General features: G+C 71.4%; 24 protein-coding genes and 1 riboswitch. Of the genes, 13 read left to right on the top strand and 11 right to left on the bottom strand.

Annotated features, from left to right (window positions below; genetic code table 11):
- Positions 1-5: 5 nt before the first annotated feature.
- Both AC07RM_RS16115 and AC07RM_RS16110 read right to left on the bottom strand, forming a co-directional pair.
- A complete protein-coding gene (locus AC07RM_RS16115) occupies positions 6-1,061 on the bottom strand; it encodes a phenylacetaldoxime dehydratase family protein (RefSeq protein WP_495335172.1) in 1,056 nt (351 codons plus the stop codon).
- Positions 1,062-1,083: 22 nt separating this feature from the next.
- Entirely contained in the window at positions 1,084-2,088 is a 1,005-nt protein-coding gene (locus AC07RM_RS16110) for a carbon-nitrogen hydrolase family protein (RefSeq protein WP_495335171.1), read from the bottom strand.
- A 179-nt stretch (positions 2,089-2,267) separates the two neighbouring features.
- On the opposite strand from AC07RM_RS16110, the gene AC07RM_RS16105 reads away from it, so the two are divergent.
- On the top strand, positions 2,268-3,230 hold the full coding sequence (locus AC07RM_RS16105; protein ID WP_093342364.1) for an AraC-like ligand-binding domain-containing protein: 963 nt from the start codon (positions 2,268-2,270) through the stop codon (positions 3,228-3,230).
- A 3-nt stretch (positions 3,231-3,233) separates the two neighbouring features.
- Here AC07RM_RS16105 and AC07RM_RS16100 read toward each other — a convergent pair whose 3' ends face one another.
- Both AC07RM_RS16100 and AC07RM_RS16095 read right to left on the bottom strand, forming a co-directional pair.
- Positions 3,234-3,662: a universal stress protein gene (locus tag AC07RM_RS16100; protein ID WP_208509271.1), complete on the bottom strand. Its 429-nt coding sequence runs from the start codon at positions 3,660-3,662 to the stop codon at positions 3,234-3,236.
- A 67-nt stretch (positions 3,663-3,729) separates the two neighbouring features.
- Positions 3,730-4,557 (bottom strand): alpha/beta fold hydrolase, encoded by an 828-nt coding sequence (locus AC07RM_RS16095; RefSeq protein WP_495335170.1) that lies wholly within the window; start codon positions 4,555-4,557, stop codon positions 3,730-3,732.
- A gap of 110 nt (positions 4,558-4,667) precedes the next feature.
- On the opposite strand from AC07RM_RS16095, the gene AC07RM_RS16090 reads away from it, so the two are divergent.
- On the top strand, positions 4,668-5,591 hold the full coding sequence (locus tag AC07RM_RS16090; RefSeq protein WP_208509269.1) for a LysR substrate-binding domain-containing protein: 924 nt from the start codon (positions 4,668-4,670) through the stop codon (positions 5,589-5,591).
- A gap of 9 nt (positions 5,592-5,600) precedes the next feature.
- Here AC07RM_RS16090 and AC07RM_RS16085 read toward each other — a convergent pair whose 3' ends face one another.
- The 7 genes from AC07RM_RS16085 to AC07RM_RS16055 form a co-directional block, all read right to left on the bottom strand.
- Entirely contained in the window at positions 5,601-6,590 is a 990-nt protein-coding gene (locus AC07RM_RS16085; protein WP_495335169.1) for a Bug family tripartite tricarboxylate transporter substrate binding protein, read from the bottom strand.
- Between the two features lie 36 nt (positions 6,591-6,626).
- Positions 6,627-7,022, bottom strand: a complete 396-nt coding sequence (locus AC07RM_RS16080) for a carboxymuconolactone decarboxylase family protein (RefSeq protein WP_261210631.1) — start codon at positions 7,020-7,022, stop codon at positions 6,627-6,629.
- 13 nt (positions 7,023-7,035) lie between these two features.
- The gene (locus AC07RM_RS16075) at positions 7,036-8,178 is read right to left on the bottom strand and encodes an FAD-dependent monooxygenase (protein WP_495335168.1); all 1,143 of its coding nucleotides are present in this window, start codon (positions 8,176-8,178) and stop codon (positions 7,036-7,038) included.
- A 184-nt stretch (positions 8,179-8,362) separates the two neighbouring features.
- Positions 8,363-9,184: a sulfite exporter TauE/SafE family protein gene (locus tag AC07RM_RS16070; protein WP_495335244.1), complete on the bottom strand. Its 822-nt coding sequence runs from the start codon at positions 9,182-9,184 to the stop codon at positions 8,363-8,365.
- A 574-nt stretch (positions 9,185-9,758) separates the two neighbouring features.
- Positions 9,759-10,103 (bottom strand): cell division protein ZapA, encoded by a 345-nt coding sequence (locus AC07RM_RS16065; RefSeq protein ID WP_093342354.1) that lies wholly within the window; start codon positions 10,101-10,103, stop codon positions 9,759-9,761.
- A complete protein-coding gene (locus tag AC07RM_RS16060; protein ID WP_057594567.1) occupies positions 10,100-10,324 on the bottom strand; it encodes a hypothetical protein in 225 nt (74 codons plus the stop codon). Before AC07RM_RS16060 ends, AC07RM_RS16065 begins: the two co-directional genes overlap by 4 nt.
- Before the next feature lie 91 nt (positions 10,325-10,415).
- Positions 10,416-12,137, bottom strand: a complete 1,722-nt coding sequence (locus tag AC07RM_RS16055) for a ClcB-like voltage-gated chloride channel protein (protein ID WP_495335167.1) — start codon at positions 12,135-12,137, stop codon at positions 10,416-10,418.
- Between the two features lie 105 nt (positions 12,138-12,242).
- A riboswitch (cobalamin riboswitch) is annotated at positions 12,243-12,490 on the top strand.
- Positions 12,491-12,586: 96 nt separating this feature from the next.
- Here AC07RM_RS16055 and AC07RM_RS16050 point away from each other — a divergent pair.
- Genes AC07RM_RS16050 through cobN form a run of 11 tightly spaced genes read left to right on the top strand, consistent with a single transcriptional unit; the run spans position 12,587 to position 25,327 of the window.
- Positions 12,587-14,545, top strand: a complete 1,959-nt coding sequence (locus AC07RM_RS16050; RefSeq protein ID WP_495335166.1) for a TonB-dependent receptor domain-containing protein — start codon at positions 12,587-12,589, stop codon at positions 14,543-14,545.
- A complete protein-coding gene (locus AC07RM_RS16045) occupies positions 14,530-15,927 on the top strand; it encodes a cobyrinic acid a,c-diamide synthase CobB (RefSeq protein ID WP_495335165.1) in 1,398 nt (465 codons plus the stop codon). Before AC07RM_RS16050 ends, AC07RM_RS16045 begins: the two co-directional genes overlap by 16 nt.
- Entirely contained in the window at positions 15,869-16,495 is a 627-nt protein-coding gene (locus tag AC07RM_RS16040) for a bifunctional adenosylcobinamide kinase/adenosylcobinamide-phosphate guanylyltransferase (protein ID WP_495335164.1), read from the top strand. The genes AC07RM_RS16045 and AC07RM_RS16040 overlap by 59 nt, the downstream gene beginning before the upstream one ends.
- On the top strand, positions 16,492-17,379 hold the full coding sequence (locus tag AC07RM_RS16035; protein WP_495317954.1) for an ABC transporter substrate-binding protein: 888 nt from the start codon (positions 16,492-16,494) through the stop codon (positions 17,377-17,379). Before AC07RM_RS16040 ends, AC07RM_RS16035 begins: the two co-directional genes overlap by 4 nt.
- The gene (locus AC07RM_RS16030) at positions 17,379-18,389 is read left to right on the top strand and encodes a FecCD family ABC transporter permease (protein ID WP_296742538.1); all 1,011 of its coding nucleotides are present in this window, start codon (positions 17,379-17,381) and stop codon (positions 18,387-18,389) included. Before AC07RM_RS16035 ends, AC07RM_RS16030 begins: the two co-directional genes overlap by 1 nt.
- Complete coding sequence (locus tag AC07RM_RS16025; protein ID WP_495335163.1) at positions 18,386-19,168, top strand: ABC transporter ATP-binding protein; 783 nt, start codon at positions 18,386-18,388, stop codon at positions 19,166-19,168. The genes AC07RM_RS16030 and AC07RM_RS16025 overlap by 4 nt, the downstream gene beginning before the upstream one ends.
- A 34-nt stretch (positions 19,169-19,202) precedes the next feature.
- On the top strand, positions 19,203-19,772 hold the full coding sequence (cobO, locus tag AC07RM_RS16020; RefSeq protein WP_296742543.1) for a cob(I)yrinic acid a,c-diamide adenosyltransferase: 570 nt from the start codon (positions 19,203-19,205) through the stop codon (positions 19,770-19,772).
- Between the two features lie 5 nt (positions 19,773-19,777).
- Positions 19,778-20,473: a 5,6-dimethylbenzimidazole synthase gene (gene bluB, locus AC07RM_RS16015; protein WP_495335162.1), complete on the top strand. Its 696-nt coding sequence runs from the start codon at positions 19,778-19,780 to the stop codon at positions 20,471-20,473.
- The gene (locus tag AC07RM_RS16010; RefSeq protein WP_093342339.1) at positions 20,473-20,946 is read left to right on the top strand and encodes a MotA/TolQ/ExbB proton channel family protein; all 474 of its coding nucleotides are present in this window, start codon (positions 20,473-20,475) and stop codon (positions 20,944-20,946) included. Before bluB ends, AC07RM_RS16010 begins: the two co-directional genes overlap by 1 nt.
- Positions 20,943-21,296 carry a DUF2149 domain-containing protein gene (locus AC07RM_RS16005; protein WP_495335161.1) on the top strand — a complete coding sequence of 118 codons (354 nt, stop codon included), beginning with the start codon at positions 20,943-20,945 and terminating at the stop codon, positions 21,294-21,296. The genes AC07RM_RS16010 and AC07RM_RS16005 overlap by 4 nt, the downstream gene beginning before the upstream one ends.
- Complete coding sequence (gene cobN, locus AC07RM_RS16000) at positions 21,293-25,327, top strand: cobaltochelatase subunit CobN (RefSeq protein ID WP_495335160.1); 4,035 nt, start codon at positions 21,293-21,295, stop codon at positions 25,325-25,327. The genes AC07RM_RS16005 and cobN overlap by 4 nt, the downstream gene beginning before the upstream one ends.
- Positions 25,328-25,338: the final 11 nt, after the last annotated feature.

Raw genomic sequence — 25,338 nt, 5'->3', positions numbered from 1 at the left:
CGCTCTCAACCCATGCCGTTCATCAGTCCCGTGCGCGCATGGCAGTTGACGTATTCGTAGCGCTGCTCGTCGGCCTTGAGCACCGACACCTCGTGGTACACGCGCAGCTGCAGCTGGAAGTTCAGCGCCTGCACGTAACGCATGAAGCTGCCGAAGATCGCCACGTGGGTCGGATGCGATTCGGCCCAGCGTTCCATGTCGGCCAGCGAGCGCCAGAAGCTCAGGCCGAAGGACTTCTGCAGCGGCGCGCCCTGCGCATCGAGATGCTGCATGTAGCGGTTGCTGTAGCAGCCGATCGCCAGGCCCTGATCGCGCAGGAAGTCCATGCCCTCGCGCAGCACCGGCTCCATCTCCTCGAGGTAGAGCGTGCGCTCCTGGCCAGTGGTGTCGGTCCATTCCTGGCCCGAGCGGATCATCGCGACGTGTTCATGGCCCGCGATGCGCACGCGCCGGCCCGGCGCGGGCGCGTCGCCGATCGCCGCGCGCGTGCCCGAGGGCGACATCGGATCGGTCTGCGACAGCGGAATGCGGTCGCGCATCGATCCCCAGTAGCCATGCTCCTGCAGCTCGCCGCTCACGCCGCCCATGGCCACGCCGATGCCCTCGAGCCGGTCGGGCGTGTTGAACATGGTCTCGAAGTGCTGCACGCGCGGCGACACGATCTCGCGGAAATAGCCCAGGCCCTCGTGCAGCCGCTCGTCCGACTGCCACCAGCCGTCGATCTCGGGCGTCGCGCTCCAGCGCGCGAAGGCCGCCGGGTCGGTCCAGTAGGCGATCGCGATCATGTTGTCGTGGCCCTCGGCATCGACATAGTGCGTGAGGTCGTGGTGCAGCGGGCCGTCGGGCCGCGCGAAGTCGCGCGCGATGCGCATCAGCGCGGCGCAGGCGCGGCCCTGCTGCGCGGCGCCGAGCGACTGCACGCCGAAGTAGCCCATCACCACCTGCGTGACCGCGCGGTCGGCGCGGGCCGACCAGACGGGGTAGGGCGGTGCGTAGTCGTCCTCCACGCGGCGGGTGCGCGTGCGCGGGCACCTCAGGTGCTCGTCGATGGCGGATTCCATGGCGCGGCTCCTGCGTGCGCGCTCAGGCCTCGACCGGCTCGGCCGCGTTACCCTCGGGCACGGGCGTGAGCTGCACCACCACGGGCTCGCGGCGCGTCTTGTTGAGCAGCAGCTGCGTGACGTCGGGCCGCGAGTAGTGGCCACTCGGATCGGCCGCGGCCTTCGCGAGCGAGATCATTCCGAGGTCGATGTCGGCGATCACCAGGCCTTCCTCGGTCTCGGGCAGCGGCGTGCCGAGCGCTGAGCCGTCGGGCCCGTAGATGCGCGCATGGCCGCCGCCCACGCCCAGCATCTGCTGCTTGCCGGCATCGGTGCACATCAGCTCGCTCATCGCCTTCGAGACCGTGGCGCAGGGCGCGAGCACGAAGCAGCCGCCCTCGACCGCATAGACCTGGCTCGCGGCATTGTTGACCTCGGCGCCCAGCGCATTGGCCGCGCCGCGGTAGAGCGAGAAGCTGGGCCACGCGGCGCAGTGGATCTGCTCGTTCTGCGAATACATCGCGTACTTGCTCAGCGGCTGCAGGTGTTCCCAGCAGCACAGCGAGCCGATGTTGCCGATGGCGGTGGGCACCACGTGCAGGTCGGCGCCGTCGCCTTCGCCGAACACGGTGCGCTCCACGTGCGTGGGCTTGAGCTTGCGGCGCGTCTGCGCCACCTGGCCCTGGTCGTCGATCAGCGCCTGCGCGATGTAGAGGCTGCCCGCGGCCTTCTCGCTGAAGCCGAACGAGAGCCAGATCGAATGCTGGCGCGCGGCCGCCTGCAGGCGCTCGAACTCCACCGAGCCGATCACCAGCGAGTTGTCGTGGTAGCGCTGCACGAACTGCATGCCCCAGGCCGGCGAGTCGAGCCAGATCCACCAGGGGTAGCCGGGGATCCAGGTTTCGGGAAAGGCGATCAGCTTCACGCCCTGCGCAGCGGCCCGCGCCATCAGGGCGATGGTCTTGTCGATGGTGCCGTCGAGGTCGAGGAACACGGGCGCGGCCTGCACGGCGGCGACGCGGAGCTTGGGATGAACGGTGGTGGGCATGGCGGGGCCTTTCGGTGGAGAACGTGGATTCGCCGCGGGGCCGTGGCGCGGGTTTGCGCGGTGGCATGCGGGTTGCTTGAAGCGTAAATTCGCCGCCTGCGAACGCCTTGACCGCAACTTGCACCGTTCTTGTTCCTGTGTCGCATGCCCCGCCGTTCCCCTCCCTCGAGGTCCCACCGATGAACACGCTGCTCAGCACCGATGCCGTTGCGCGCTCGCAGCGGCTGGCCTACTGGACCGACATGATCTGCAACGTCTATGTGCAGCTCGGTTGCGATCCGGTGCGGCCCGACGAGTCCGAGGATTTCGAGGGCAGCATCCGCCAGCACACGCTGCCCGGGCTCGACGTGTCGGTGGTGCGCTCGGGCCCGCAGAAGGTGCTGCGCACCTCGGGCCACATCGCGCGCTCGGGCGACGACTACTTCCTCGTGAGCATCCAGGCCCAGGGCCGCGGCGTGGTGCGCCAGGACGGGCGCGATGCGGTGCTCGAGGCCGGCGACTTCGCGCTCTACGACAGCACGCGGCCCTACCAGCTGCTGTTCGACGACCGCTTCGAGCAGATCGTGCTCAAGCTGCCCGGCGACCGGCTGCGCAGCGAGCTGCGCGAGACGCAGGCGCTGACGGCCACCACCGTGTCAGGCCGCCAGGGCGCGGGCCACCTGCTGCTGGGCATGATCCGCACCCTGCGCGAGGACATCGAGACGCTGCAGCCGGCCTCGGCGCTGGCGGTGGCCAACGGCGTGCAGAACATCCTGGTGGCGGGGCTGCAGACCCTGCCGGCCGCCAGCGCGCCTTCGCTCAGCAGCCTCACGGCCTACCACCTCGCGCGCGTGAAGCGGCGCATCGAGGAACAGCTCGGCGATCCCGCGCTGTCGGTGGGCAGCCTCGCGGCCGAGCTCGGCGTGTCGGCCAGCCAGATCCACCGCGTCTTCAAGAGCGAGCCGCTGACGCCCGCGCAGTACATCTGGGAGCGCCGGCTCGAGGCCTGCAGCCGCGACCTGCTCGAGCCGCGCCTCGCGGGCCGGCCCGTGGCCGAGATCGCCTATGGCCGCGGCTTCAACGACGCGGCGCATTTCAGCCGCGCGTTCAAGGAGCGCTTCGGCTGCTCGCCGCGCGAGTGGCGGCAGCAGCGCGTGCAGTAGACCCTACTGCTGGACCAGCAGCACCGAGATGTCGGTCTCGGCCACCACCTTGGTCGCCACCGAACCCATCAGCGCGCGGCCGAACAGGCCATGGCCGTGCGTGCCGAGCACGATCAGCTCGGCCTGCGCGGCAGCGGCCGCCTTGAGGATTTCCTCGGCCACGTGGCCGTGGCGCGCGTCGATGCGGAAGTTCGACACGCCGTTGTCGGCGAAGTATTGCTTCACCGGGTCGACCACCTTGGCGCTTTCCTCGGCGTAGTAGTCGGCGACCGCCTCCTTGCTGAGGTGGCGCGCCACGTTGGCCGAGATGCCGGTGCAGACATGGACCACCACGAGCTCGTGGCCATCCACGAACATGTTGCGGTGGGCGAGCAGGTAGGCGAGGGCCTTCTGGGTGAAGGCGCTGCCGTCGGCGGCGATGAGGATTTTCATGCGTCCGTTATAGGACCCGCACCGGGCCGCCGCAACGAAGTCAACACCGTTTGCGGGTGCTTGCGGCTCAGGCCGCCTGCCGCGCGCGCCGCAGGTGGGCGCGCAGCGCGGCGTCGAAGCGCTCGGGCTGGTCGATGTTCGGCAGATGGCCCGCGTCGGGAACGATCTCCAGGTGCGCGCCGGGAATCTCGGCCCGCAGCTCGCGCATCGCATCGGGCAGCGCGGCATCGTTGGCGCCGACGACCAGGGTCGTGGGCACGCGGATGGCGCGCGCGGCCGCGCGGTGGTCGAGTTGCTGGATCGCGCGCGCGCAGCCGACCATGCCCGCGCGCGAGGTGCCGGCCGCGGCCGCATGCAGCGCCTGCGCCTCGGCCGGATGGGCGCCGATGAAATCGCGGCCCAGCCAGCGCTCGATGGTCGGGCCCGCGAGCGCTTCGCAGCCCTGGGCCTCGACGAGCGCGATGCGTTCGTCCCAGGGCCGCGCGAAGGCTGCGGGCGCGTCGGCGCGGCAGTCGCACAGGCACAGGCTGGCCAGGCGCTCGGGATGCAACTCGGCCAGCGCGAAGCCGCACATGCCGCCGAGCGAGAGCCCGACGTAGTGCACCGCGCGGATGTCGAGCGCATCGAGGACTTCGGCCACGTCGCGCGCCAGGTCGCCCATTCGCCAGTGCAGTGGTGGCGGTGAGGGTGCCTCCGACCGGCCATGGCCGCGCGTGTCGGGCCGCAGCACGCGCCAGCCCTCGGCGGCCAGCCATTCGGCCTGGCGGCGCCACAGAACGGAGGATGAAAGGATCGCGTGCGCGAGCAGCACGACGGAGCCGTCCGCGGGGCCGTCGATGTGGACCGCGACACGGCAGGCCGCGCTCGGCAGGAAGAGATGCTGGGTGGTGGTCATGAGGACGCCAGTCTCGGCCCGTTCCCCCGGCCCTGCCACCGAGTAAAACTGAAGCCCGTTGAGAAAAACGCAACCCGCTTGCACCCATCGCGGCCTACAGTCGCCCCGCCATGTCCAGAAAACTTCCACCCCTGAACGCGATCCGCGCCTTCGAGGCCGCGGGCCGGCACGTGAGCTTCACGCGCGCCGCGGAAGAACTGAGCGTGACCAACGGCGCCATCAGCCGCCAGGTCGCGCTGCTCGAGGAATGGCTGGGCGTGCCGCTGTTCCGCCGCACCTCCTCGCAGCTCGCGCTGACCGAGGCCGGGCGCCTCTACCTCGGCGAGCTGACGGCCACGCTCGACCGCGTGGCGGTGGCCTCGATGCAGCTGCGCGAGCAGGCGGTGCCGACCGCGCTGCGCATCAACGCGCCGCCGACCTTCACCATGCGCTGGCTGCTCTCGCGCCTGCCGGCTTTCCAGCGCAAGCGGCCCGAGGTCGACCTGCGGCTCACCACCCTGCTGGCGCCGGTCAACTTCGACGAGGGCCGCTACGACATCGCCATCGCGGGCGCGCTCGAGCCGCCGCCGCACTGCGTGTCGCGGCCCTTCATGAGCGAACTGATCCTGCCGGTGTGCCATGTCGACCTGCTCGACGGCGGCCGGCTGCGCGAGCCGCGCGACCTGGCCGCGCACACGCTCGTGAGCTTCGCCACCGAGCCCTATGCCTGGGAGGACTGGCTCGCGGCCGCCGGCGTGGCCGGGCTCAAGCCCGGCGGCGCGATCCGCTTCGAGCAGATGTACTTCGCGCTGCAGGCCGCGATCGACGGGCTGGGCCTCGCGCTGGTGCCGCTGTTCCTCGCCTTCGACGACATCATCGCGGGCCGGCTGTGCGCGCCCTTCGGCGTGCTGGCCGCCAAGCAGCGGCGCTACTTCGCGAGCACGGCCCATGCCGACCCGGTGACCGAGAGCTTCTGCGAATGGCTGGTGCGCGAGGGCAGCGACACCGAGGCCTCGATGCAGCAATGGCTGCGCTCGCAGGCCCCGGCGTCCTGAGCGCGCCGCTCAGTCCATCTGCACGCCGCTGCGGCGCACCAATTCGCCCCAGCTCCTGAACTCGCTGGCGACGTAGGCCGCGGCTTCCTCGGGGCTGGCGCTGTAGCGCGGCAGCGCGCCGATGCTGCGCATGCGCCGCTCCACCTCGGGCTTGCGCATCGCCTTGCCGATCGCCTCGTGGGTCGAGGCCACCAGCGCCTTCGAGGTGCCGACCGGGTAGAGCAGCATCAGCCAGGTCGAGGCGCGGAAGTCGGCGAAGCCCTGCTCGATCAATGTGGGCACGGCCAGCGGCGCGTCGAGCCGGCTCGCGGTGGCCGCGCCCAGCGCGCGCAGCTTGCCGCCCTGCACGAAGGCCTGCACGCCGGCCGCGGTCTCGAGCGCCAGCGAGACATTGCCCGCGACCACGTCGGTCAGGCCCGGCGCGCTGCCCTTGTAGGGCACGTGCACGATGTCGATGCCCGCGCGCCGCTTGAGCTCCTCCATCGCGAGGTGCGACACCGTGCCGTTGCCCGAGGAGGCATTGGTGAGCTTGCCCGGGTTGGCCTTGGCATAGGCCACCAGCCCCTGCGCGTCGGTGAAGGGCAGCGAGGGGTGGCACACCAGCACGAAGGGCAGGTCGCCGACCAGGCTCACCGCCTCGTAGTCCTTGAGCGAGTCGTAGGGCACGCTGCGGTAGAGGTGCGGGTTGGTGGCCACGGCCGACATGTGCGTGAGCATCATCACCGAGCCGTCATTGGTCGACTTCGCGAGCTGGCCCATCGCGATGCTGCCGCCCTGGCCGGGCTTGTTGTCGACGATGTAGTTCTCGCCCGTCACGGCCTGCATCTTCTCGGCCATCAGCCGCGCCACGATGTCGGTGGCCTGGCCCGGCGGAAAGCCCACGAGGATCTTCGTGACCTTGCCGCGTGACGCGGCCGGCTGCGCGAGCGCCGGCGTGCCCATCGACGCGGCCGCGAGCGCGAGCAGCGCGCGGCGGCTCAGCATTGCCTGGTTGTCCATTGCGTTGTCTCCGATGTTTTTTTAAAGGGCGAAGCTTCAGGCGAGCTTCATCTCCTTGAGCACCTCGCGCGCGTTGCGCAGGCTGTCGAGCGCCGCGGGCACGCCGCAGTAGATGGCGACCTGAAGGAACACTTCCTGCAGCTCGGCGGGCGTGATGCCGTTGTTGATCGCGCCGCGCACATGCAGGCGCAGCTCGTGCGGCCGGTTGAGCGCGCTGATCATGCCGAGGTTCAGCAGGCTGCGGCTGCGCCGGTCCAGGCCCGGCCGGTTCCAGATCTCGTCCCAGCAGTACTCGGTGGTGAGCTGCTGCATCGGCCAGTTGAAGTCGTCGGCCTCGGCGATCGACTTCTCGACGTATTCGGCGCCGAGCACCGCCTTGCGCGTGGCGAGCCCGCGCTGGAACTTCGCCGAGGTGTGGGTCTTGTCCGTCATGTCGTCGCTCCCTTCAGGCCACGGCCGGCTCGGCCAGCGGCGCGTTCCAGGCGTCGTAGGCATAGACCCAGTCGGAGTCCTGCGGGTCGCGCAGCCAGGTGTTGGTGCGCGAGGTCAGCTGGACCTTCGAGGTGCGCGGCTTGCGCGTGGCCTCGAAGCGCTGGAAGGCCTCGGCCACGCCGTCGCGGTCGCAGCCCTGGAGGCAGCGCGAGAGCACCGCCGCATCCTCGATCGCCATCGCCGCGCCCTGCGCCATGTAGGGCGTCATCGGGTGGCAGGCATCGCCGAGCAGCGTGATGTTGCCTTCGCTCCAGCGCGGCAGCGGGTCGCGGTCGACCAGCGCCCACTTGTGGACCTCGGGGCAGGACTGCAGCACGTGGCGCACCTGCGGATGGAAGTCGGCGAAGGCCTCGCGCAGCGCATGGATGTCGCCCTTGGTCGACCACGACTCGAGCCGGAAGCCGGGCTCGGGCTGGCTGGTCACGAAGTAGACCTCGCTGCGGTCGGGCTTGACGTAGTAGATGACGATGTGGCGGTCCTTGCCCCACCACTTGGTGCACTGGTCGATCTCCTGGCCGCCGAGCAGCGCCGCGGAGAAGGTGGTGCGGTAGGCGATGCGGCCCGTGAAGTTGGGTTCGGACCTGCCGAACAGCTGGTCCTTCACCAGCGAGTGCACGCCGTCGGCCGCCACCACCGCGTCGGCATGCACGGTGGCGCCGTTGGCGAAGCGCAGCTCGACGCCGCCGTCGCCTTGCGAGAAGCCCGCGAGCTTGTGGCCGCGGCGGATGAATTCGTCGGGCACCGCGCTGTGCAGCGCGGCATGCAGGTCGCCGCGGTGCGCGAGCAGGTAGGGCGCGCCGAACTTCCGCTCGGCGGTCTCGCCGAAGATCATGTCGAAGCGCACTTCGCCGGTGTAGGCGTCCTTGTTGTTCCACGAGCGCGGGTAGAAGGCCTCGGCGCGCATGCGCGCCTCGAGGCCGAGGCCGCGCAGCACCTGCATCGCGTTGCAGCCGATCTGGATGCCCGCGCCCAGGCGGGTGAATTTCTCGGCCTGTTCGTAGACCATGACGTCGATGCCGACGCGGCGAAGCGCCGCGGCCGTGGCCAGGCCGCCCATGCCGGCGCCGATGATGGCGACCGAAAGTCTCTTGCTCATGTCCGTTCCTCGTGTGGTTGGCGTGAACGGAATGGTCCGGCTTTCGGCCGGTGCGAACCATCGAGATTTGCTGGCGCTGGTTGAGAAAAACTGCGGCGCGCGCGGGCGCACGACGCGCCGGCCGGGCGCATCGTGGCATCGAGAAAAAGGGAGGCGGAAGAGGTCGGAAGGGGGCCGCGCGCGCTCAGCCGCGCAGGCCCTTCCAGAGCATGTAGGCCGCGAGCAGGTAGAGGATGCTCGCGAACACGCGCTTGAGCTTCTTCACCGGCAGGTTGTGCGCGGCCTTGGCGCCCAGCGGCGCGGTCAGCACGCTGCACACGGCGATCACCGCGAGCGCGGGCAGCCAGATGTAGCCGAAGGAGCCGGCCGGCAGGCCCTGCACCGTCTGGCCGCTGATCACGTAGCCGGCCACGTTGGCTACCGCGATCGGGAAGCCCAGCGCGGCGCTGGTGGCGACCGCGTTGTGGATCGAGATGTTGCACCAGGTCATGAAGGGCACGCTGATGAAGCCGCCGCCCGCGCCGACCAGGCCCGAGACCAGGCCGATGGCGCCGCCCGCGCCGAGCTGGCCCGCGGTGCCCGGCATCTGGCGCGTGGGCTTGGGCTTGCGGTCGAGGAACATCTGCGTGGCCGAGAAGCCCACGAACAGTGCGAACACGATCGCCAGCGCCGTGCCCTTGAGCAGCGCGAAGATGCCGAGGCTGCCCACGAGGCTGCCGATCACGATGCCGGGCGCGAGGCGCTTGACGATGTCCCAGCGCACCGCGCCGCGCTTGTGGTGCGCGCGCACGCTCGACACCGAGGTGAAGATGATGGTGGCCATCGAGGTCGCGATCGCCATCTTCACCGCGAGGTCGGCCGGCACGCCGCGGTGGCCCATGATGATCGTGATGAACGGCACCATCACCATGCCGCCGCCGATGCCGAGCAGGCCCGCGAGAAAACCGGTGCCGAGGCCGAGGGCGACCAGTTCGGCGATCAGGAGGGGGTCGAGCAGGCTGGTCACGTTCACGCCACGGACTTTCGGGTAAGGCAAGGGCGCCGTGCAACGATGGCAACGGGCCTCGGTTCGAGGGAAAAAGGGAGGGGGGTGGGCCGCAATGCTATCTGAAACGTAGCTGCGGCCCGGCGCGCACGGTCGCGCAGCAGCCAGGATCGGATGTATCGATGTGGATACAGCGTGGGTTCTTGGGGGCGATCCCGCCATGCCGGGGATCGCCGATGTTCGATGCGCACTCAGCGCAACGAAGAGGAATAGGTGTCTGCGAATGGGCGCCAGACTCGCATCCTGAACCGGGGTTCAGGTGGGCGAGGGCAGCAAGACTTCGGGTTCATCTGACGCGAGATGATCACACCCGTCGAGCGATATACCAAGCCCGGCTCCGTAGAGCATTGGAACAAGGACATATAAAGCCCAACGCGCACCGCAGACAGGAACGATTTTACGCCTTCACGCTGGGGCGGCTCCCGGTTTTTTTGGTGGAATCCCTGCGGCGCGGGCAGGTTTGCATCGAAGTTCTTGCAGTGCGCGCCGATCTCTGCGAATGAGAGAAAGAAAGCGCGCTGATGCTCGGATCAGCTCAGAGCAGATGACCGTCGCCGGCCAGTGCCTGGTCGAGCTTGTGGATCAGTTGCGTGGCCTTCGGATCGACCGCGCCGTCGTCGGCGGGTGCCGCGGCCGGGGCCGTGGTCGGTTCGGCGGGCGGCGCGGCCTTCGCCGTGGCTTCCTGCGCCGCGAGATCGAAGGCCAGGTTCAGCGAGGCCAGCACCGCGATGCGATCGCGCGCCTTGACCTTGCCCGCGTCGCGGATCTTGCACATGGCCGCATCCACGCGTTCGACCGCGTCGCGCAACTGCGCTTCGCCGCCATCGGGACAGCCGAGCAGATAGCTCTGGCCCATGATCTGAACTTCGATCTGCTTCATGCGGGGGAATCTTCGGAGGGAGGTACGGCCGGCAGCTGCTCGAGCAGCGCATCGAGCCGCGTGCGCGCCGCCGCGAGCCGCGACTTGAGCGCATCGCGCTCGCGCGTCAGCGCATCGACCTGTTCCTGCAGCAGCGCATTCGTGCGCTGCACCTCTTCGTGACGCAAGAGCAGGCGTTCCACGCGCTCGGCGATCTGGTCGATGGGGCTGGAGGCGGGCATGGTGCGCGATTGTAGTTTCCCGTGAAAGCGGCGGTCCTCCGGGGCACCCGCCGCGCCTGGCACGGCATTCTGCGGCCTGCGCGCCGCGCCATCAAACTTCGCTGAGCCGCACGTAGGTGGCGAGCAACGCGCTCTTGGCGGCCACGCCCAGCAGCACCGGGTTCGCCGCGCTCTCGATCACCGGCAGTCGCTCGCCCAGGTGCTCGAGGAAGCGCTGCAGCGCCTCGCCGAGGCTGGTGTCGGCGGTGATCGGCGCGATGGCCTGCGACAGCAGGTCCGCCGCGCGCACCTCGGCCGCGGCCGTGCCGAGCGCCGAGAGCGGTACCACGCCGAGGTAGCGCTGGTTCGCATCGACCACGTAGAGGTACTTCACCGGGTGCTGGAGGAACAGCCGGCTCATCGCCTCGCGATCGGCCTCGGGGCCCACCACCGTCTGCGCCGGCTGCACCAGGTCGCGGATGTGCAGCGCGCGCAGCCGCAGCTGCTCGTCCTGCTGCTCGCGCCGGCGCAGCGTGATCTCGTACATCGAGCCCGCATTGGCCGAGCGCGCGACGAAATAGGCGATCACGCCGGCCAGCATCAGCGGCAGCATCACCTGGTAGTTGAGCGTCATCTCGAAGATCATGAGGATCGCCATCAGCGGCGCCTGCGTGGCACCCGCGAGAAAGGCGCCCATGCCCACCACCGCGTAGGCCGAGGGCGCCGACACCGCATGCGGCCACAGCGCCTGCGCGGCATGGCCGAACAGCGCGCCCACCATGCAGCCGAAGAACAACGCGGGCGTGAACACGCCGCCCACCGCGCCCGAGCCGGCCGTGGCCAGCGTGGCGACCAGCTTGGCCGCCAGCACCATGGCGATCAGGGTCCAGGTCCAGGGTGTGTGCAGCACCGCGTTGACCACGCTGTAGCCATTGCCCCAGACCTCGGGCCAAGGCACCGACACCAGCCCCATCGCGAGCCCGCCGAGCGCGAGCCGCCACGGCAGCGCGAACGGCAGCCGCGCGAACAGCGCCCGGCTGCCCTGCAGCGCGCGCAGGAAGCCCGCGGCCGCGAAGCCCAGCAGCACGCCGAGCAGCGCGAACAGCGGGATCTCGGCGCCATGCAGCTCGGGGAACACCGGCATCTGGTAGGGCGGCTGGTAGCCGGGCAGGGCGCGCATCACGATGTTGGCGACCACGGCCGCGATCAGGATCGGGCCCACGCTCTCCATCACGATCGAGCCGAGCACGATCTCGGCAACGAAGAAGGCGCCCGCGATCGGGGCGTTGTACGCGGCCGTGAGGCCGGCCGCCGCGCCGCAGGCCACCAGCAGCCGCAGCCGCTCGACCGGAAAGCGGAACACCCGGCCCAGCAGCGAGGCGGCCAGCGCGGCGAGTTGCACCATCGAGCCCTCGCGGCCGATCGAGCCGCCGGTGCCGATGCTCACGAGCGAGGAGGCGCTGCGCACCAGCGTCTGCGTGACCGGGATGCGGCCGTCGCCGAGCACGATCGCCTCCATGTAGTCGGAGGTGGCGCTGCGCACCGCGACGCGCTTCGCGAGCACGAGCAGGCCGCCAGCCACGAGGCCGCCCGCGGCGGGGAAGGCGATGCGCGCCCACCACGGCAGCGCGCGCGCCATCGCGACCAGGCTGTCGCCGGGGCCGAGCACCAGGTGCTCGAAGCCGCGCAGCGCGGCGCGAAAGCCTTCGGTCGCGAGCGTGCCGAGCAGGCCCGCGACGATGGACCACAGCAGCATCGACTGCCAGCCCGAGACGCCGAACAGGCGTTGCAGGGCGGAGCGCAGGCGCAGCAGCAGCGAGGAGCGCAGGGTCATGCGGGGTGGTGGTGATGACGTCCCATAGCCCGTCGATGTTAGTGCGCGGGACGCGGCGAGCGTCGGGCGCACGCAACTTTCGACTTAAAGCGCGCGGCGCAACGCCTAGAATCTCGCCCGTTGGTGCCTGCGGCGTGGTTCACGCGCCGCGGTTCAACGGGAAGCAGGAGTGAAGGGACCGGCCGCGCGCCGGCACCTAAGCCGCCTGCGCTGCCCCCGCAACGGTCAAGCAGACGGCGCCGCAAGGCGCCACCCTCTCCACACGAGCCACTGGGCGCCCTGAAACAGGCGCCTGGGAAGGCGGCGAGGGCCGGTCTGCCAGCCCGGATACCGGCCAACAAGGCGGTTCGCGCATGCCCTTCGCTTCGTCGATGCATGCACGAGCCAATGGCGCCCCGGGCGCCGGCGGGGAGGCCGGCAAGGGGCATAGACGTTCGTTCGCTCATTCCATGATTTCCTGCGTTTCCTTCTCGCGCCGTTCGCGCGCTCGCGTTTCTGCGTCCTCCTTGCGCGCGCGCCTGGCCGGCCTGCCGCTGGCCCTGGTGCCGGCCTTCGGCGGCCTGCTGCTGGCCCAACTGCCGCTGGCCGCCTCGGCGCAGACTCAGCCCGGCGCGCTCGGCGAAACGGTGGTCACGGCCAATCGCACCGCGCAGCCGCTGTCGGACCTGGTGGCCGATGTCTCGGTGATCGACCGCGAGACCATCGAGCGCAGCGGGGCCGCAAGCGTGGCCGACGTGCTCGCGCGCCAGGCCGGTATCCAGATCGTGAGCAACGGCAGCGTGGGCAACAACACCAGCCTGTTCATCCGTGGCGCCGAAACGCGCTTCACCGCGGTCTATCTCGACGGTGTGCGCATCGATTCGCAAACCACGGGCGGTGCGAACTGGCAGACCATTCCGCTCTCGCAGATCGACCGCATCGAGGTGCTGCGCGGCCCGGCCGCCGCGGTCTACGGCTCCGACGCCATCGGCGGCGTGATCCAGCTGTTCACCAAGCGCGGCGAAGAAGGCGTGTCGCCCTCGATCGGCATTGGCGTCGGCAGCCATGGCCTGTTCCGCACCGAGGCCGCGATCAGCGGCAAGGCCAATGCCTTCGACTATTCGTTCGGCGTGGCGCACGAGGAAAGCCGGGGCTTCAACGTGCAGCCGCTCGAGAAGCGTGCCCCGCTCAAGGACGGCTTCACCAGCCCCGACCGCGACGGCTACAACACCACTTCGGGCAATGTGCGCCTGGGCTGGCAGATCGCGCCCGGCCAACGCATCGAGGCCACCGCGCTGGCGAACGACATGCAGGCGCGCTACGACAACAGGGTCACCGCCAAGAAGCCGCCGGCCTACTACCTCGACGACTTGGGCCGCAACCGGTTGCTGACGGGAGGCCTCACCTGGTCGGCGCAATGGAACGAGGTCTACAGCACGCGGCTGCAGGTGACCGATTCGCAGTCGGTCTACAGCACCATGCCTTCGTACTACCGCACCGAGACCCGGCTGCGCGGCTACCTGTTCCAGAACGAGCTGCGCTTCGGGGCGCACCTGGTGACGGCCGCGCTCGAGCGCCGCGAGGACCGGCTCGAAAACGCGCCCACCAGCGCTACCGACAAGGGGCTGGTGGGCAAGCGCTCGCAGGATGCCGTGGCGCTCGGCTATGGCTTCGTGCAGGGCCCGCATTCGCTGCAGCTCAACGTGCGCCACGACAAGGACAGCGATTTCGGCGGCAAGACCACCGGCAGCGCAGCCTACGGCTTTGCGATCACGCCGAAGCTGCGCGTGACCGCGTCGGCCGGCACCGCCTTCCGCGCCCCCACGCTCTACCAGCGCTTCAGCGAATACGGCAAGCCCGACCTGCAGCCCGAGTCGAGCCGCAACGTCGAGCTCGGCCTCAAGTACACCGACGGCCCGACCAACGCGGGCATCGTGGTCTACCGCAACCAGGTGCGCAACCTGATCGTGTTCGACTCGACCGCCAAGGGCTGCGCCTCGTCCTTCGGCTGCTACGGCAGCACCGCGCGGGCGCGCTACGAGGGCGTGACGCTCTCGGCCGGCCACCGCATCGGCGACGTGACGCTGCGCGCCTCGCTCGACTTCCAGGACCCGCGCGACCTCGCGACCGACAAGCTGCTCGCGCGACGCGCCAAGCGCTATGCCACGCTGGGTGCCGACTGGCGCCTCGGCGGCTGGACGCTGGGCGCCGAGGTGCAGACCTCGAGCCAGCGCTACGACGACGCGGCCAATACCCTGAAGCTCGGCGGCTACACCCTGCTGAACCTCGTGGCCAGCACGAAGATCGTGCGCGACGTCGACCTGGTCGCGCGCATCGACAATGCAGGCGACAAGGACTACACGCTCGCGCGCGGCTACGCTACCAACGGCCGCAACGCGTACGTCGGATTGAAGTGGACGCCCCAGTAAGCCAACACCTGCCTGATCGCGCGGCGAGCTGCGCCGCCGTGCTCGTGGCCGCGCCCGCCTCGGGGCAGGGCAAGACCACCGTGGCCGCCGCGCTCGCGCGGCTGCATGCGCGCCAGGGCCGGCGCGTGCGCGCCTTCAAGTGCGGGCCCGACTTCCTCGACCCGCACTGGCTGCGGCTCGCCACCGGCGCGCCCGTGCATTCGCTCGACCTGTGGATGACCGGCGAGGCCGACTGCCGCGCGCGGCTGCATGCGGCCGCGGCCGAGTCGGACCTGCTGATCGTCGAGGGCGTGATGGGCCTGTTCGACGGCACGCCGAGCGCGGCCGACCTGGCGCAGCGCTTCGGCCTGCCGGTGCTGGCCGTGATCGACGCCCATGCGATGGCCGGCACCTTCGGTGCGCTGGCGCATGGGCTGCAGAGCTTCAGGCCCGGGCTGCCCTGGGCCGGCGTGCTGGCCAACCGCGTGGCCGGCGAGCGCCATGCCGACATGCTGCGCGGCGCCTTGCGCGAGCCCTCGGACTGGCTCGGCGCCTTGCCGCGCGACGCGGGCTTCTCGCTGCCCGAGCGCCACCTGGGCCTGGTGGCGGCGCACGAACTCGGCGACGCGGCCGAGCGGCTCGACCGCGTGGCCGATACGCTGGCCGGCACGCCGCTGGGGTCGCTGCAACTGCCGCAGGTGCGCTTCGAGCCACCTTCCACCGTTGAGGTCGCACCGATCGCGCCGCTGCTCGCGGGCCGCACCATCGCCATCGCGCGCGATGCGGCCTTCTCGTTCATCTACCCGGCCAACCTCGACACGCTGAATGCGCTCGGCGCCAGGCTGGCCTTCTTCTCGCCGCTGGCCGGCGAGGCGTTGCCCGACTGCGATGCGCTGTGGCTGCCTGGCGGCTATCCCGAGCTGCATGCCGCCACGCTCGCGCGGCGTTCGGACCTGCGCGCCGCGCTCGCCGCCCATGCGGCCGCGGGCCGGCCGATCTGGGCCGAATGCGGCGGGATGATGGCGCTGTTCGACGAGATCGCGGTGCCCGGAGACGGAGGCGACGTCGAGGTGCATGCGCTGTGGAGCCTGCTGCCCGGCCGCGTCACGCTGCAGAAGCGGCTCGCCGGCCTCGGCCCGCAGGCGCTCGCGCTGGGCGCGCACACGCTGCGCGGCCATACCTTCCACTACTCGCGCTGCGAGACGCCGCTCGTGCCGGCCGCCCATTCGCGCCGCCCGCAAGGCACGGCCGGCGGCGAGGCGCTCTATGTGCACGGCCCCGTGCGCGCGAGCTATTTCCACGCCTGGTTCGCCTCCAGTCCCGAAGCCACCGCGCGGCTGTTCGATGCCGCGCCGCTCGAAACCGGGGCACCGGCTGCCCAGGAGCATCGCGTTGACGCCTGAACACGAATTCATCCTCGGCGGCCAGAAGAGCGGCAAGTCGCGCCGCGCCGAGCAGCGCGCGGCCGACTGGCTCGCGGCCGCGCCGAAGCACCGTCGCGCGGTGCTGATCGCCACCGCGCAGGCCTACGACGACGAGATGCGCGAGCGCATCGTGCGCCACCAGGCCGACCGCGCCGAGCGCGTGCCGAGCCTGCGCACCATCGAGGAACCGGTCGAGCTGGCGCGCGCCATCGTGACCCAGAGCGCGCCCGAGTCGCTGGTGCTGGTCGACTGCCTCACGATGTGGCTCACCAACCTGCTGATGCCGCTGCGCGGCGAGGGCGCGCGGCCGGTCTCGCGCACGCCCGCCGCGCACATCAACCTGCTGCTGGGCGCGCTGCGCGATGCGCGCGGTCCCGTCGTGCTGGTGGGCAACGAGATCGGCCTGGGCGTGATCCCGCTGGGCCGCGAGACGCGCGCCTTCGTCGATGCGCTGGGCCGGCTCAACCAGGACGTGGCCGGTGTCTGCCACCGCGTCACCTTGATGGCTGCGGGCCTGCCGCTGACCCTGAAGGAGCCGGGCCGATGAAGGGCTTTCTCGCCGCCGCGCTGGCGGCACTGGCACTCGCCACGGGCCTGTGGTCGCCGCCCGCGAGCGCGCTCGAGGTGGTCGACGAACGCGGCGTGAGCGTCGAGCTGCCGCAGCCGCCGCAGCGCATCGTGACGCTGCTGCCCTCGCTGACCGAATCGGTCTGCGCGCTCGGCGCCTGCGCGCGGCTGGTGGGCGTCGACCGCTATTCGAATTCGCCGGCGCCGGTGCGCGGCCTGCCGCAACTCGGTGGCGGCATCGACCCCAACGTCGAGGCCGTGGTGGCGCTCAAGCCCGACGTGGTGCTGCTCGCCAAGTCCTCGCGCGTGACCGAGCGGCTCGAGGCGCTGGGCCTCAAGGTGCTGGTGCTCGAGCCGAAGAACCATGCCGACGTGCGCCGCGTGCTCGGCAAGCTCGACCAGGTGCTCGGCACCCACGAGGCGCCGGCCGTCTGGCGCGCCATCGATGCCGCGGTGTCGGCCGCGGCGCAGTCGCTGCCGGCCGCCGCGCGCGGCGTGCGCGTGTACTTCGAGGTCAACAGCGGCCCGTACGCGGCCGGCGAATCCTCCTTCATCGGCGAGACGCTGACGCGGCTGGGTGCCAGGAACATCGTGCCGGCGGCGCTCGGCCCCTTTCCCAAGCTCAACCCCGAATACGTGGTGCGCGCCAATCCCGACCTGATCATGGTCAGCGTGCGCAGCGCGCAGGGCCTCGAGCAGCGCCCGGGCTGGAGCACCATGCGCGCCGTGCGCGAGGGGCGCATCTGCCGCTTCACGGCCGAGCAGTCTGACGTGCTGGTGCGCCCCGGCCCGCGCATGGACGAGGCGGCGCGGCTGATGGCGCAATGCCTGGGCGACAAGGCAGACAAGGGAGGCGCGCGCTGATGCCCGCGGGCCACCTGCGCCGCGTGGTGCTGTTCGGCCTCGCGCTGCTGGTGCTCGGCGCCGCCTTGCTGCTGCTCGGCCTCGGCATCGGCAGCACCGGCTTCGAGAGCTTCCTGTCGGCGCGCCACGATCCGGTCGCGCTGCAGATCGTCTGGGACATCCGGCTGCCGCGCACCCTCGGCGCCTGGCTCGCGGGCGCGCTGCTCGGGCTGGCCGGCGCGGTGGCGCAGGGGCTGTTCCGCAATCCGCTGGCCGATCCCTTCCTGCTCGGCAGCGCCTCGGGCGCCTCGCTGGGCGTGGCGCTGGCGCTGCTGTTCTTCGGCGGCTCGGCCGCCAGTGCGCAGTGGGTGGTGCGGCTGGGCCTCACGGGCGCGGCCTTCCTCGGTTCGATGGCGGCCGTGATGCTCACCTTGCTGCTCGCGCGCGGCGTGCAGCAGACGCTGCGGCTGCTGCTCGCGGGCGTGATCGTGGGCGTGGTGCTGGGCGCGATGAAGGACCTGATCACCATCGCCTCGGCCGACATCCTGCAGGCGATCCAGGGCTTCACGCTCGGCAACACCGGCCTGGTCGGCTGGAGCGCTTGCGCGGTGATGGCGCTGGCCTGCGCGCTGTGCCTGCTGCTGGCCTGGGCGCTGGCGCCGGTGCTCGACGGCCTGGCGCTGGGCGAGGCCACCGCGCGCAGCCTGGGCCTGCCGCTGGGCGCGATGCGCGCCGCGCTGGTGGTGGTGCTGGCGCTGGCCACCGGCGCCGCGGTGGCGCAGACCGGCCTGATCGCCTTCGTCGGCCTGGCCGCGCCGCACCTGGTGCGCTCGGTGGTCAAGACCACGCATGCGCGGCTGATCGTGCTGTCGGCCGCGATGGGCGGGCTGCTGCTGATGGCGGCCGACTTGCTGGCGCGCTGGCTGATCGCGCCGCAGGAGCTGCCCGTGGGCGTGCTCACGGCGGTGCTCGGCGGCAGCTACCTGCTGTGGCTGATGCACCGGCGCACCGCGAGGGGCACGGCCTCATGACGGCCGCGGTCGCACAGGCGCTCGAGGTGCGCGGCGTGAGCGCGGCGCTCGGCGGCACCGAGGTGCTGCACGGCATCGACCTCGCGATCGGCGCCGCGCGCTGGACCAGCATCGTCGGCCCCAACGGCGCCGGCAAGTCGACCCTGCTCAAGGTGCTGGCGGGCCTGCTCGCGCACCGCGGCGAGCTGCGCCTGTTCGGCGAGCCCGCCGCGAAGCTGCCGGCGCGCCAGCGTGCGCGGCGACTCTCGTGGCTGGGCCAGGGCGTGGCGGGCGAGGGCGCGGCCGACGACCTGCTGGTCTACGACGTCGCGATGCTCGGCCGCCTGCCGCACCAGCGCTGGCTGGCCGCGCCCGACGCGGCCGACCGCGCTGCCGTGGAGCGCGCGCTGCGCGCCACCCAGGCCTGGGACTGGCGCGAGCGCTCGCTGGGCCAGCTCTCGGGCGGCGAGCGCCAGCGTGTGCTGCTGGCGCGCGCGCTCGCGGTCGAGGCCGAGCTGCTGCTGATGGACGAGCCGCTCGCCAACCTCGACCCACCGCACCAGGCCGACTGGATGCAGACCGTGCGCGCGCTGGTCGCCGCGGGCCGCACCGTGGTCAGCGTGCTGCACGAACTGCCCATGGCGCTGGCGGCCGACGAACTCGTGGTGATGGACCGCGGCCGCGTGGTGCATCACGGCGGCAGCAGCGATCCCGCGACGCATGCGGCGCTCGAGCAGGTGTTCGATCACCGGATCCGCGTGCACCGCGTGGCCGAGCAGTGGATTGCGCTGCCGCGCTGAATGCGCTTTCGACAGCCTTGAAAGAGACCCACCCATGCAGATAGAAACACCTCCCAGCGAGAAGCCCTACGAGAAGCCCGAAGGCGAGCGCCGCGGCATCGTCATCGTCAACACCGGCGACGGCAAGGGCAAGAGCACCGCCGCCTTCGGGCTGGCGCTGCGCGCGCATGGCCGCGGCAAGGCCGTGAAGATCTACCAGTTCATGAAGGTGCCTAGCGCGCGTTTCGGCGAGCACCGCATGTTCGAGCAGATCGGCATCCCGATCGAGGGCCTGGGCGACGGCTTCAGCTGGAAGAGCCAGGACCTCGAGCGCTCGGGGCAGCTCGCGCGCGACGGCTGGGAGAAGGCGAAGGCCGCGATCCTCTCGGGCGAATACTTTCTCGTGGTGCTCGACGAGATCACCTATCCGCTGATCTACGGCTGGCTGCCGCTCGAGGGCGTGCTCGAGACGTTGCGCGCGCGGCCGAAACATGTGCACGTGGCGCTCACGGGCCGCCGCTGCCCGCCCGAGCTCATCGAACTCGCCGATACCGTGACCGAGATGACGCTGGTCAAGCATGCGTTCAAGGCCGGCATCCCGGCGCAGCGCGGCATCGAGGATTGAGCCGGATGAGCCAGGCGTTCGCGGCCGAGGAGGCGAGGGCGGTCTACCGCGCCATCCACGAGCGGCGCGACATGCGGCATTTCGCGGGCGGCGAGGTCGCGCCCGAGCTGCTGCGCCGGCTGCTCGAGGCGGCCCACCATGCGCCCAGCGTCGGCTTCATGCAGCCCTGGCGCTTCATCCGCATCCGCGACCCGGCCCTGCGCACGCGTGTGCATGCGGCGGTCGAGCGCGAACGCGTGCTGACGGCGCGCGCGCTCGGCGAACGCGAGGACGCCTTCATGCGGCTCAAGGTCGAGGGCCTGCTCGACGCGGCCGAGCTGCTCGCGGTGACGCTGGCCGACGGCCGCGAGCACCATGTGTTCGGCCGCCGCACCCTGCCGCAGATGGACCTGGCCTCGGCCGCCTGCGCGATCCAGAACCTCTGGCTGGCCGCGCGCGCCGAGGGGCTGGGCATGGGCTGGGTCTCGCTGTTCGATCCGGCCGAGGTGGCGGCGCTGCTGGGCCTGCCGGCCGGCGCCGAGACCATCGCGCTGCTGTGCCTCGGTCCGGTGCACGGCTTCTACGAGGAGCCGATGCTGCAGCGCGAACGCTGGGCGCGGCGCGCGCCGTTGTCGTCGCTGGTGTTCGACGAGGCCTGGGGCCGGCGCTCGGACCTGTTCGATACCGATCCTTCTTCTTCGCCTGACCTGGAGTCCGCCTGATGCTGGCCTTCGATACCGTGCTGTTCGAGCTCGCGCGCCTGTTCCTCTGGCCGGTGACGCTGGGCGTGCTGCTGTCCTTCGTCTATGCCGTGTGGTGCCTCGGTGCCTTCGGCGTCGAATACCTGCAGCGTCGGCGCGACCCGTCGCGCGCGCTGGTGCTGGCGCGGCATGCGCAGGCCAGCCAGGAGCAGATGGAGCTGGCCGTGCTCAAGGAGCTCGAGGGCGTGCGGCTGTGCAGCCGCGTGGCACCGATGCTGGGCCTGATCGCCACCATGATCCCGATGGGCCCCGCGCTGGTGGCCGTGGCCTCGGGCGAATCGCAGGGCGTGGCACAGAGCCTCGCGCCGGCCTTCGCGAGCGTGATCGTCGCGCTGGCCTCGGCGTCGATCGCCTTCGTGGTCTACACCGTGCGCCGGCGCTGGCTGATGCGCGAGCTGGTGATGCTGCTCGACGCGCGGGACCGGCTCTCATGAGCAAGCGGCAGTTCTCCATCCTGAGCAGCCTGGACGGCGACGACGACGATCCGGTGCTCTCGACCATCAACCTGATCGACGTCTTCATGGTCGTGATCGGCATGCTGATGATCGCGGTCATCAACAACCCGATGAACCCCTTCGCGCAGGACAAGGTCACGGTGATCCGCAACGAGGGCCAGCCGAACATGGAGATCGTGACGCGCGAGGGCCGCAAGATCACGCGCTTCAAGGCCAGCGGCGCGACCGGCGAGGGCGACGGCGAGCGCGCGGGCACGGCCTGGCGCCTCAAGGACGGGACCATGGTCTACGTGCCGGCCGACGCGGTGCCGGTGCAGGGCGACAAGTGAGCCTGTTGCGGCGCTGGGTCGCGCTGTGGCTGCTGGCGTGGCTGGCGGCGCTGCCGGCCTGGGCGCAGCAGCAAGCAAGCGGCCCGGTGGTGGTGCTTGCGACCTCGCTGGTGTCGCCCGCGCGCGTGGCGCGGCTGCAGGCCGCGGCGCAGCAGGCCGGACTGCCGTTGCAGGTGCTGTCGGCCACGCGGGACTCGCCCGAGGCCCTGTCGGCCGCGCTCGAGGGCGCGCGGCTGCTGGTGATCGACGCGCCGCACCTGAGCGTGGCGCAGGCCGCGGCGGCGCGCTTCGGCGACGCGATCGCGCGCAGCGCGGCGCCCTATGTGCTGGTCGGCGAGTTCGCGCTGGTCGCCCGGGGCCAGCTCACGGCCGCGCCGCCGCTCGCGGCCGAGCGTGGCGTCGACGCGGCCTGGGCGCAGCGGCTGCGCGCCTACTGGCGCTTCGCGGGTAGCGCGAACCTCTCGGCGTCGATGCAGGCGCTCGCCAGGGTCGGCGTGTCCGAGGGCCTGCCCGAACCCGTGGCGACGCCGCTCGCGGGCTTCTATCACCCGGGATGGCCGCGCATCGAAACAAGCATCGAGGCGGTCGAACAGTTGCCCGGCGCGAACGGCACCGTGGCGATCGCGGTCAATGCCGCCACCGTGACCGGCGAGGACACGACCTGGCTCGACGCGATGATCGCCGCGCTCGCGCAGCGTGGCCTGCGCGCCTATGCCTTTTACGGCCCGCGCCAGCAGAAGGACCTCTACACGCGCATGACCCAGGCCGAGGGCGGGCGCCGCGTGGCCGACCTGATCGTCAACGCCGCGCTGGTCTTCACGCCCAACGAGCGCAAGGCCGAGCTCGAGCGCATCGGCGTGCCGGTGCTGCAGACCCTGCCGTCGCTTGCGATGGATGCGGCGCAATGGGCGCAAAGCAAGGACGGCCTCGCGCAGTCCGACATCGCCGCCTACTACAGCCCGAGCGAACTGGCCGGCATGACCGACCCGATGCTCGTGAGCGCGCGCGATGCTGCGAGCGGCAGCCTGCAGCCGCTGCCCGCGCAGATCGAGGCGGTCGCCGACAAGGCCGCGGCGCTGCTGCGGCTGCAGCGCACCAGCGCGGACCAGCGCCGGGTCGCGATGCTGGTCTACAACTACCCGCCGGGCGAGGCCAACTTCGGCGCCTCCTTCCTCAACGTGCCGCGCAGCGTGAGCCGCATGATCGCGGCCATGCAGGCGGCCGGCTACCGCACCGAGGCGCCCGCGCCCGAGGCGCTGATCGCGCAGGTGCAGGCCACGCTCAAGGCGTCCTACCCGGCACCGGGAACCGACGAACTGCAGCCGCTGCTCGCGCAGGGCCTGGCCGACACGCTGCCGCTCGCGCGCTACCTCGCATGGTTCCGCGCGCTGCCCGTCGAAACCCAGCAGCGCATCGAGGCCTACTGGGGCGCGCCCGAAAGCTCGACCCAGCTGCGCACGGTGGACGGCGTACCGGCCTTCGTGATCCCGCGCGTGCGCTTCGACAACGTGGTGGTGCTGCGCCAGCCGCCGCGCTTCGAACCCGGCACGGCGGTGAAGGACAAGGCGCGGCAGGTCTACCACCGCTCGGCGGTGCCGCTGGGCCATGCCTACCTCGCCACCTACCTCTGGCTGCGCACGCAGTTCGGCGCCTCGGCCGTGGTGCACGTGGGCACGCACGGCACGGTCGAATGGTCGGCCGGCAAGGAGCGCGGGCTGTCGGTGCAGGACGATCCGCTGCTGGTGCTCGGCGACCTGCCCAACGTCTATCCCTACGTGATGGACAACCTCGGCGAGGCCACCACCGCCAAGCGCCGCGGCCGCGCGACCATGGTCAGCCATTCGACGCCGATGTTCTCGCCCGCCGGCCTGCGCCCGGGCCTCGCGCAGATGCACGAGCGCATGCACGACTGGGAGACGCTCGCCCCCGGTCCGGTCAAGGCCGCGCTCGAGCGGCAACTGCTGGCCGACTTCGTGGCCCGGCACTACGACCGCGACCTGGCCTGGACCCCCGCGCGCATCCGCGCCGACTTCGCGGGCTTCGTGGCGGTGCTGCATCCCTACCTCGACGAACTCGCGCAGACCGCGCAGCCGCTGGGCCTCGCGACCTTCGGCGAGGCGCCCGATGCGCAGCGCCGGCGCGCCACGCTGCTGCAGATCGTCGGCAAGCCGCTGGCGACCGCGCTCGGCGAGGACCTCGACGAGACCTTCCTGCGCGAGCCGGCCGACATGGCCGATTCGCCGCTGGGGCGCTGGGTGGCGCGGGTGCTGGACGATGCCGCCTTCGACGGTGCGACCACCACGGCCGCGCAGGCCGAGACGCTGCGCGCGCTGGCCACGCGCATGCGCCAGCTCGACACGGTGCTCGCGCACAACGAGGAGATCGAGGGCCTGCTGACGGCCCTCGACGGCCGCTATCTGCGCGCCAGCTATGGCGGCGATCCGGTGCGCAATCCCGACAGCCTGCCGACCGGGCGCAACCTCTACGGCTTCGATCCCAGCCGCGTGCCCACGCGCGCGGCCTGGGACACCGGCGTGGCCGCCATGGATGCCTGGATCGCGGCCTATGCGCAGTCCCACGGCGGCAAGGCGCCCGAGAAGATCGCGTTCACGCTCTGGGCCGGCGAAGCCTCGCGCCACCAGGGCGTGCTCGAGAGCCAGGCCTTCCACGCGATGGGCGTGCGGCCGCGCTGGGACGATGCGGGGCGCATGAACGGCATCGAGGTGCTGCCCGTCTCGGCCTTGAAGCGGCCGCGCATCGACGTGCTGGTCAGCGTGACGGGCTCCTACCGCGACCAGTTCCCGCACGTGATGCGCTGGCTCGACGAGGCGGTGCGGCAGGTGGCGGCGCTGCGCGAGCCCGCGGGCGCCAACGCGGTCGCGCGCCACAGCGAGGCGCTGGCGCGGCGGCTGCGGGCCGAGGGCGCGTCGGAGGCGGAGGCCGCGCGCTGGTCGACCGCGCGCGTGTTCTCGAACGAGCAGGGCAGCTATGGCGCCGGGCTCGAGGAGGCCGCGCTCGCGAGCGAGCTCTGGCGCTCGCAGCGCCGCGGCGGCGGCGACGCGCAGATGGCGGGCCTGTTTATCGACCGCATGGGCCATGCCTATGGCCAGGGCCTGGAGGGCGCCGCGCGGCCCGGCGCCTTCGCGGGCAATCTCGCGCAGGTCGACGCGGCCCTGATGGCACGCAGCTCCAACCTCTATGGCGTGCTCACCAACGACGACCCCTTCCAGTACCTCGGCGGCATCGCGCAGGCGGTGCGCCATCTCACGGGCAAGGACCCGGCGCTCTATGTGCAGAACCTGCGCGACACCGGCGCGGTGCGCACCGACACCGCGGCCGGCGCGATCGCGCGCGAGATGCAGACGCGCTACCTGCACCCGCAATGGATCGCGGCGCAGCAGGCCGAGGGCTACAGCGGCGCGCTGCAGGTGCTGAAGACCGCGCAGTTCCTCTGGGGCTGGCAGGTGACCGCGCCGGCCACGGTGCGGCCCGACCAGTGGCAGTCGCTGCACGACACCTATGTGCGCGACCGCGAGCGGCTCGGCACGCGCGCCTGGCTCGAGGGTGCGAACCGCGCGGCCTACGCGCAGACGCTCGAGCGCATGCTCGATGCGGTGCGCCTGAACTACTGGTCGCCCGATGCCGCGACGCGGCGCGAGCTCGCGCGGGCCTATGCGCAGGCGGCGCAGGCCAGCGGGCTGCGCGAGCGCAACGTGGCGGTGGAGCGCTTCGCGCGCGCGGCGATGAGCGCGCCGCCGAAGCCGGTCGTGGTGCCGGTCGAAGTGCGGGGCGCCACCGCCCCGGCCACGGCGGCCGAATCGCCGGCACCGAGTGAAAGCAAACAGGGCGACGAGGCCGCGACCCAGCCCGTGCGCGGCCTGCGGCTCGAACCGCAGCCCGAGACCGTGCCCGCCCCGCGCAGCGCCTCGGTGGTGCGCGCGCTCTGGGCGCTGTTCGGCATGGCGGCGCTGCTCGCGCTCGGCGCGCTGACCCAGTGGCACCGGCATCGCCGGCCGCGGCCCGTTCACTGATTCGGGACAAT

The sequence above is a fragment of the Variovorax sp. GW821-FHT09B05 genome (assembly GCF_059418265.1).
The sequence above is the reverse complement of the archived record's forward strand: the minus strand, read 5'-3'. Positions and strand labels throughout refer to the sequence as shown.

What these genes read in the sequence shown, in the direction of transcription:
- AC07RM_RS16085 (WP_495335169.1), bottom strand. Translation starts at nt 6,590, where the DNA reads ATGGACAACCAGGCAATGCTGAGCCGCCGCGCGCTGCTCGCGCTCGCG.
- AC07RM_RS16115 (WP_495335172.1), bottom strand. Translation starts at nt 1,061, where the DNA reads ATGGAATCCGCCATCGACGAGCACCTGAGGTGCCCGCGCACGCGCACC.
- AC07RM_RS16100 (WP_208509271.1), bottom strand. Translation starts at nt 3,662, where the DNA reads ATGAAAATCCTCATCGCCGCCGACGGCAGCGCCTTCACCCAGAAGGCC.
- AC07RM_RS16055 (WP_495335167.1), bottom strand. Translation starts at nt 12,137, where the DNA reads ATGACCCTGCGCTCCTCGCTGCTGCTGCGCCTGCGCTCCGCCCTGCAA.
- AC07RM_RS16035 (WP_495317954.1), top strand. Translation starts at nt 16,492, where the DNA reads ATGAAGGGCTTTCTCGCCGCCGCGCTGGCGGCACTGGCACTCGCCACG.
- bluB (WP_495335162.1), top strand. Translation starts at nt 19,778, where the DNA reads ATGAGCCAGGCGTTCGCGGCCGAGGAGGCGAGGGCGGTCTACCGCGCC.
- AC07RM_RS16025 (WP_495335163.1), top strand. Translation starts at nt 18,386, where the DNA reads ATGACGGCCGCGGTCGCACAGGCGCTCGAGGTGCGCGGCGTGAGCGCG.
- AC07RM_RS16075 (WP_495335168.1), bottom strand. Translation starts at nt 8,178, where the DNA reads ATGAGCAAGAGACTTTCGGTCGCCATCATCGGCGCCGGCATGGGCGGC.
- cobO (WP_296742543.1), top strand. Translation starts at nt 19,203, where the DNA reads ATGCAGATAGAAACACCTCCCAGCGAGAAGCCCTACGAGAAGCCCGAA.
- AC07RM_RS16080 (WP_261210631.1), bottom strand. Translation starts at nt 7,022, where the DNA reads ATGACGGACAAGACCCACACCTCGGCGAAGTTCCAGCGCGGGCTCGCC.
- AC07RM_RS16010 (WP_093342339.1), top strand. Translation starts at nt 20,473, where the DNA reads ATGCTGGCCTTCGATACCGTGCTGTTCGAGCTCGCGCGCCTGTTCCTC.
- AC07RM_RS16030 (WP_296742538.1), top strand. Translation starts at nt 17,379, where the DNA reads ATGCCCGCGGGCCACCTGCGCCGCGTGGTGCTGTTCGGCCTCGCGCTG.
- AC07RM_RS16005 (WP_495335161.1), top strand. Translation starts at nt 20,943, where the DNA reads ATGAGCAAGCGGCAGTTCTCCATCCTGAGCAGCCTGGACGGCGACGAC.
- AC07RM_RS16095 (WP_495335170.1), bottom strand. Translation starts at nt 4,557, where the DNA reads ATGACCACCACCCAGCATCTCTTCCTGCCGAGCGCGGCCTGCCGTGTC.
- AC07RM_RS16090 (WP_208509269.1), top strand. Translation starts at nt 4,668, where the DNA reads ATGTCCAGAAAACTTCCACCCCTGAACGCGATCCGCGCCTTCGAGGCC.
- AC07RM_RS16110 (WP_495335171.1), bottom strand. Translation starts at nt 2,088, where the DNA reads ATGCCCACCACCGTTCATCCCAAGCTCCGCGTCGCCGCCGTGCAGGCC.
- AC07RM_RS16060 (WP_057594567.1), bottom strand. Translation starts at nt 10,324, where the DNA reads ATGCCCGCCTCCAGCCCCATCGACCAGATCGCCGAGCGCGTGGAACGC.
- AC07RM_RS16040 (WP_495335164.1), top strand. Translation starts at nt 15,869, where the DNA reads ATGCCGCGCCGCTCGAAACCGGGGCACCGGCTGCCCAGGAGCATCGCG.
- AC07RM_RS16105 (WP_093342364.1), top strand. Translation starts at nt 2,268, where the DNA reads ATGAACACGCTGCTCAGCACCGATGCCGTTGCGCGCTCGCAGCGGCTG.
- AC07RM_RS16065 (WP_093342354.1), bottom strand. Translation starts at nt 10,103, where the DNA reads ATGAAGCAGATCGAAGTTCAGATCATGGGCCAGAGCTATCTGCTCGGC.
- AC07RM_RS16050 (WP_495335166.1), top strand. Translation starts at nt 12,587, where the DNA reads ATGATTTCCTGCGTTTCCTTCTCGCGCCGTTCGCGCGCTCGCGTTTCT.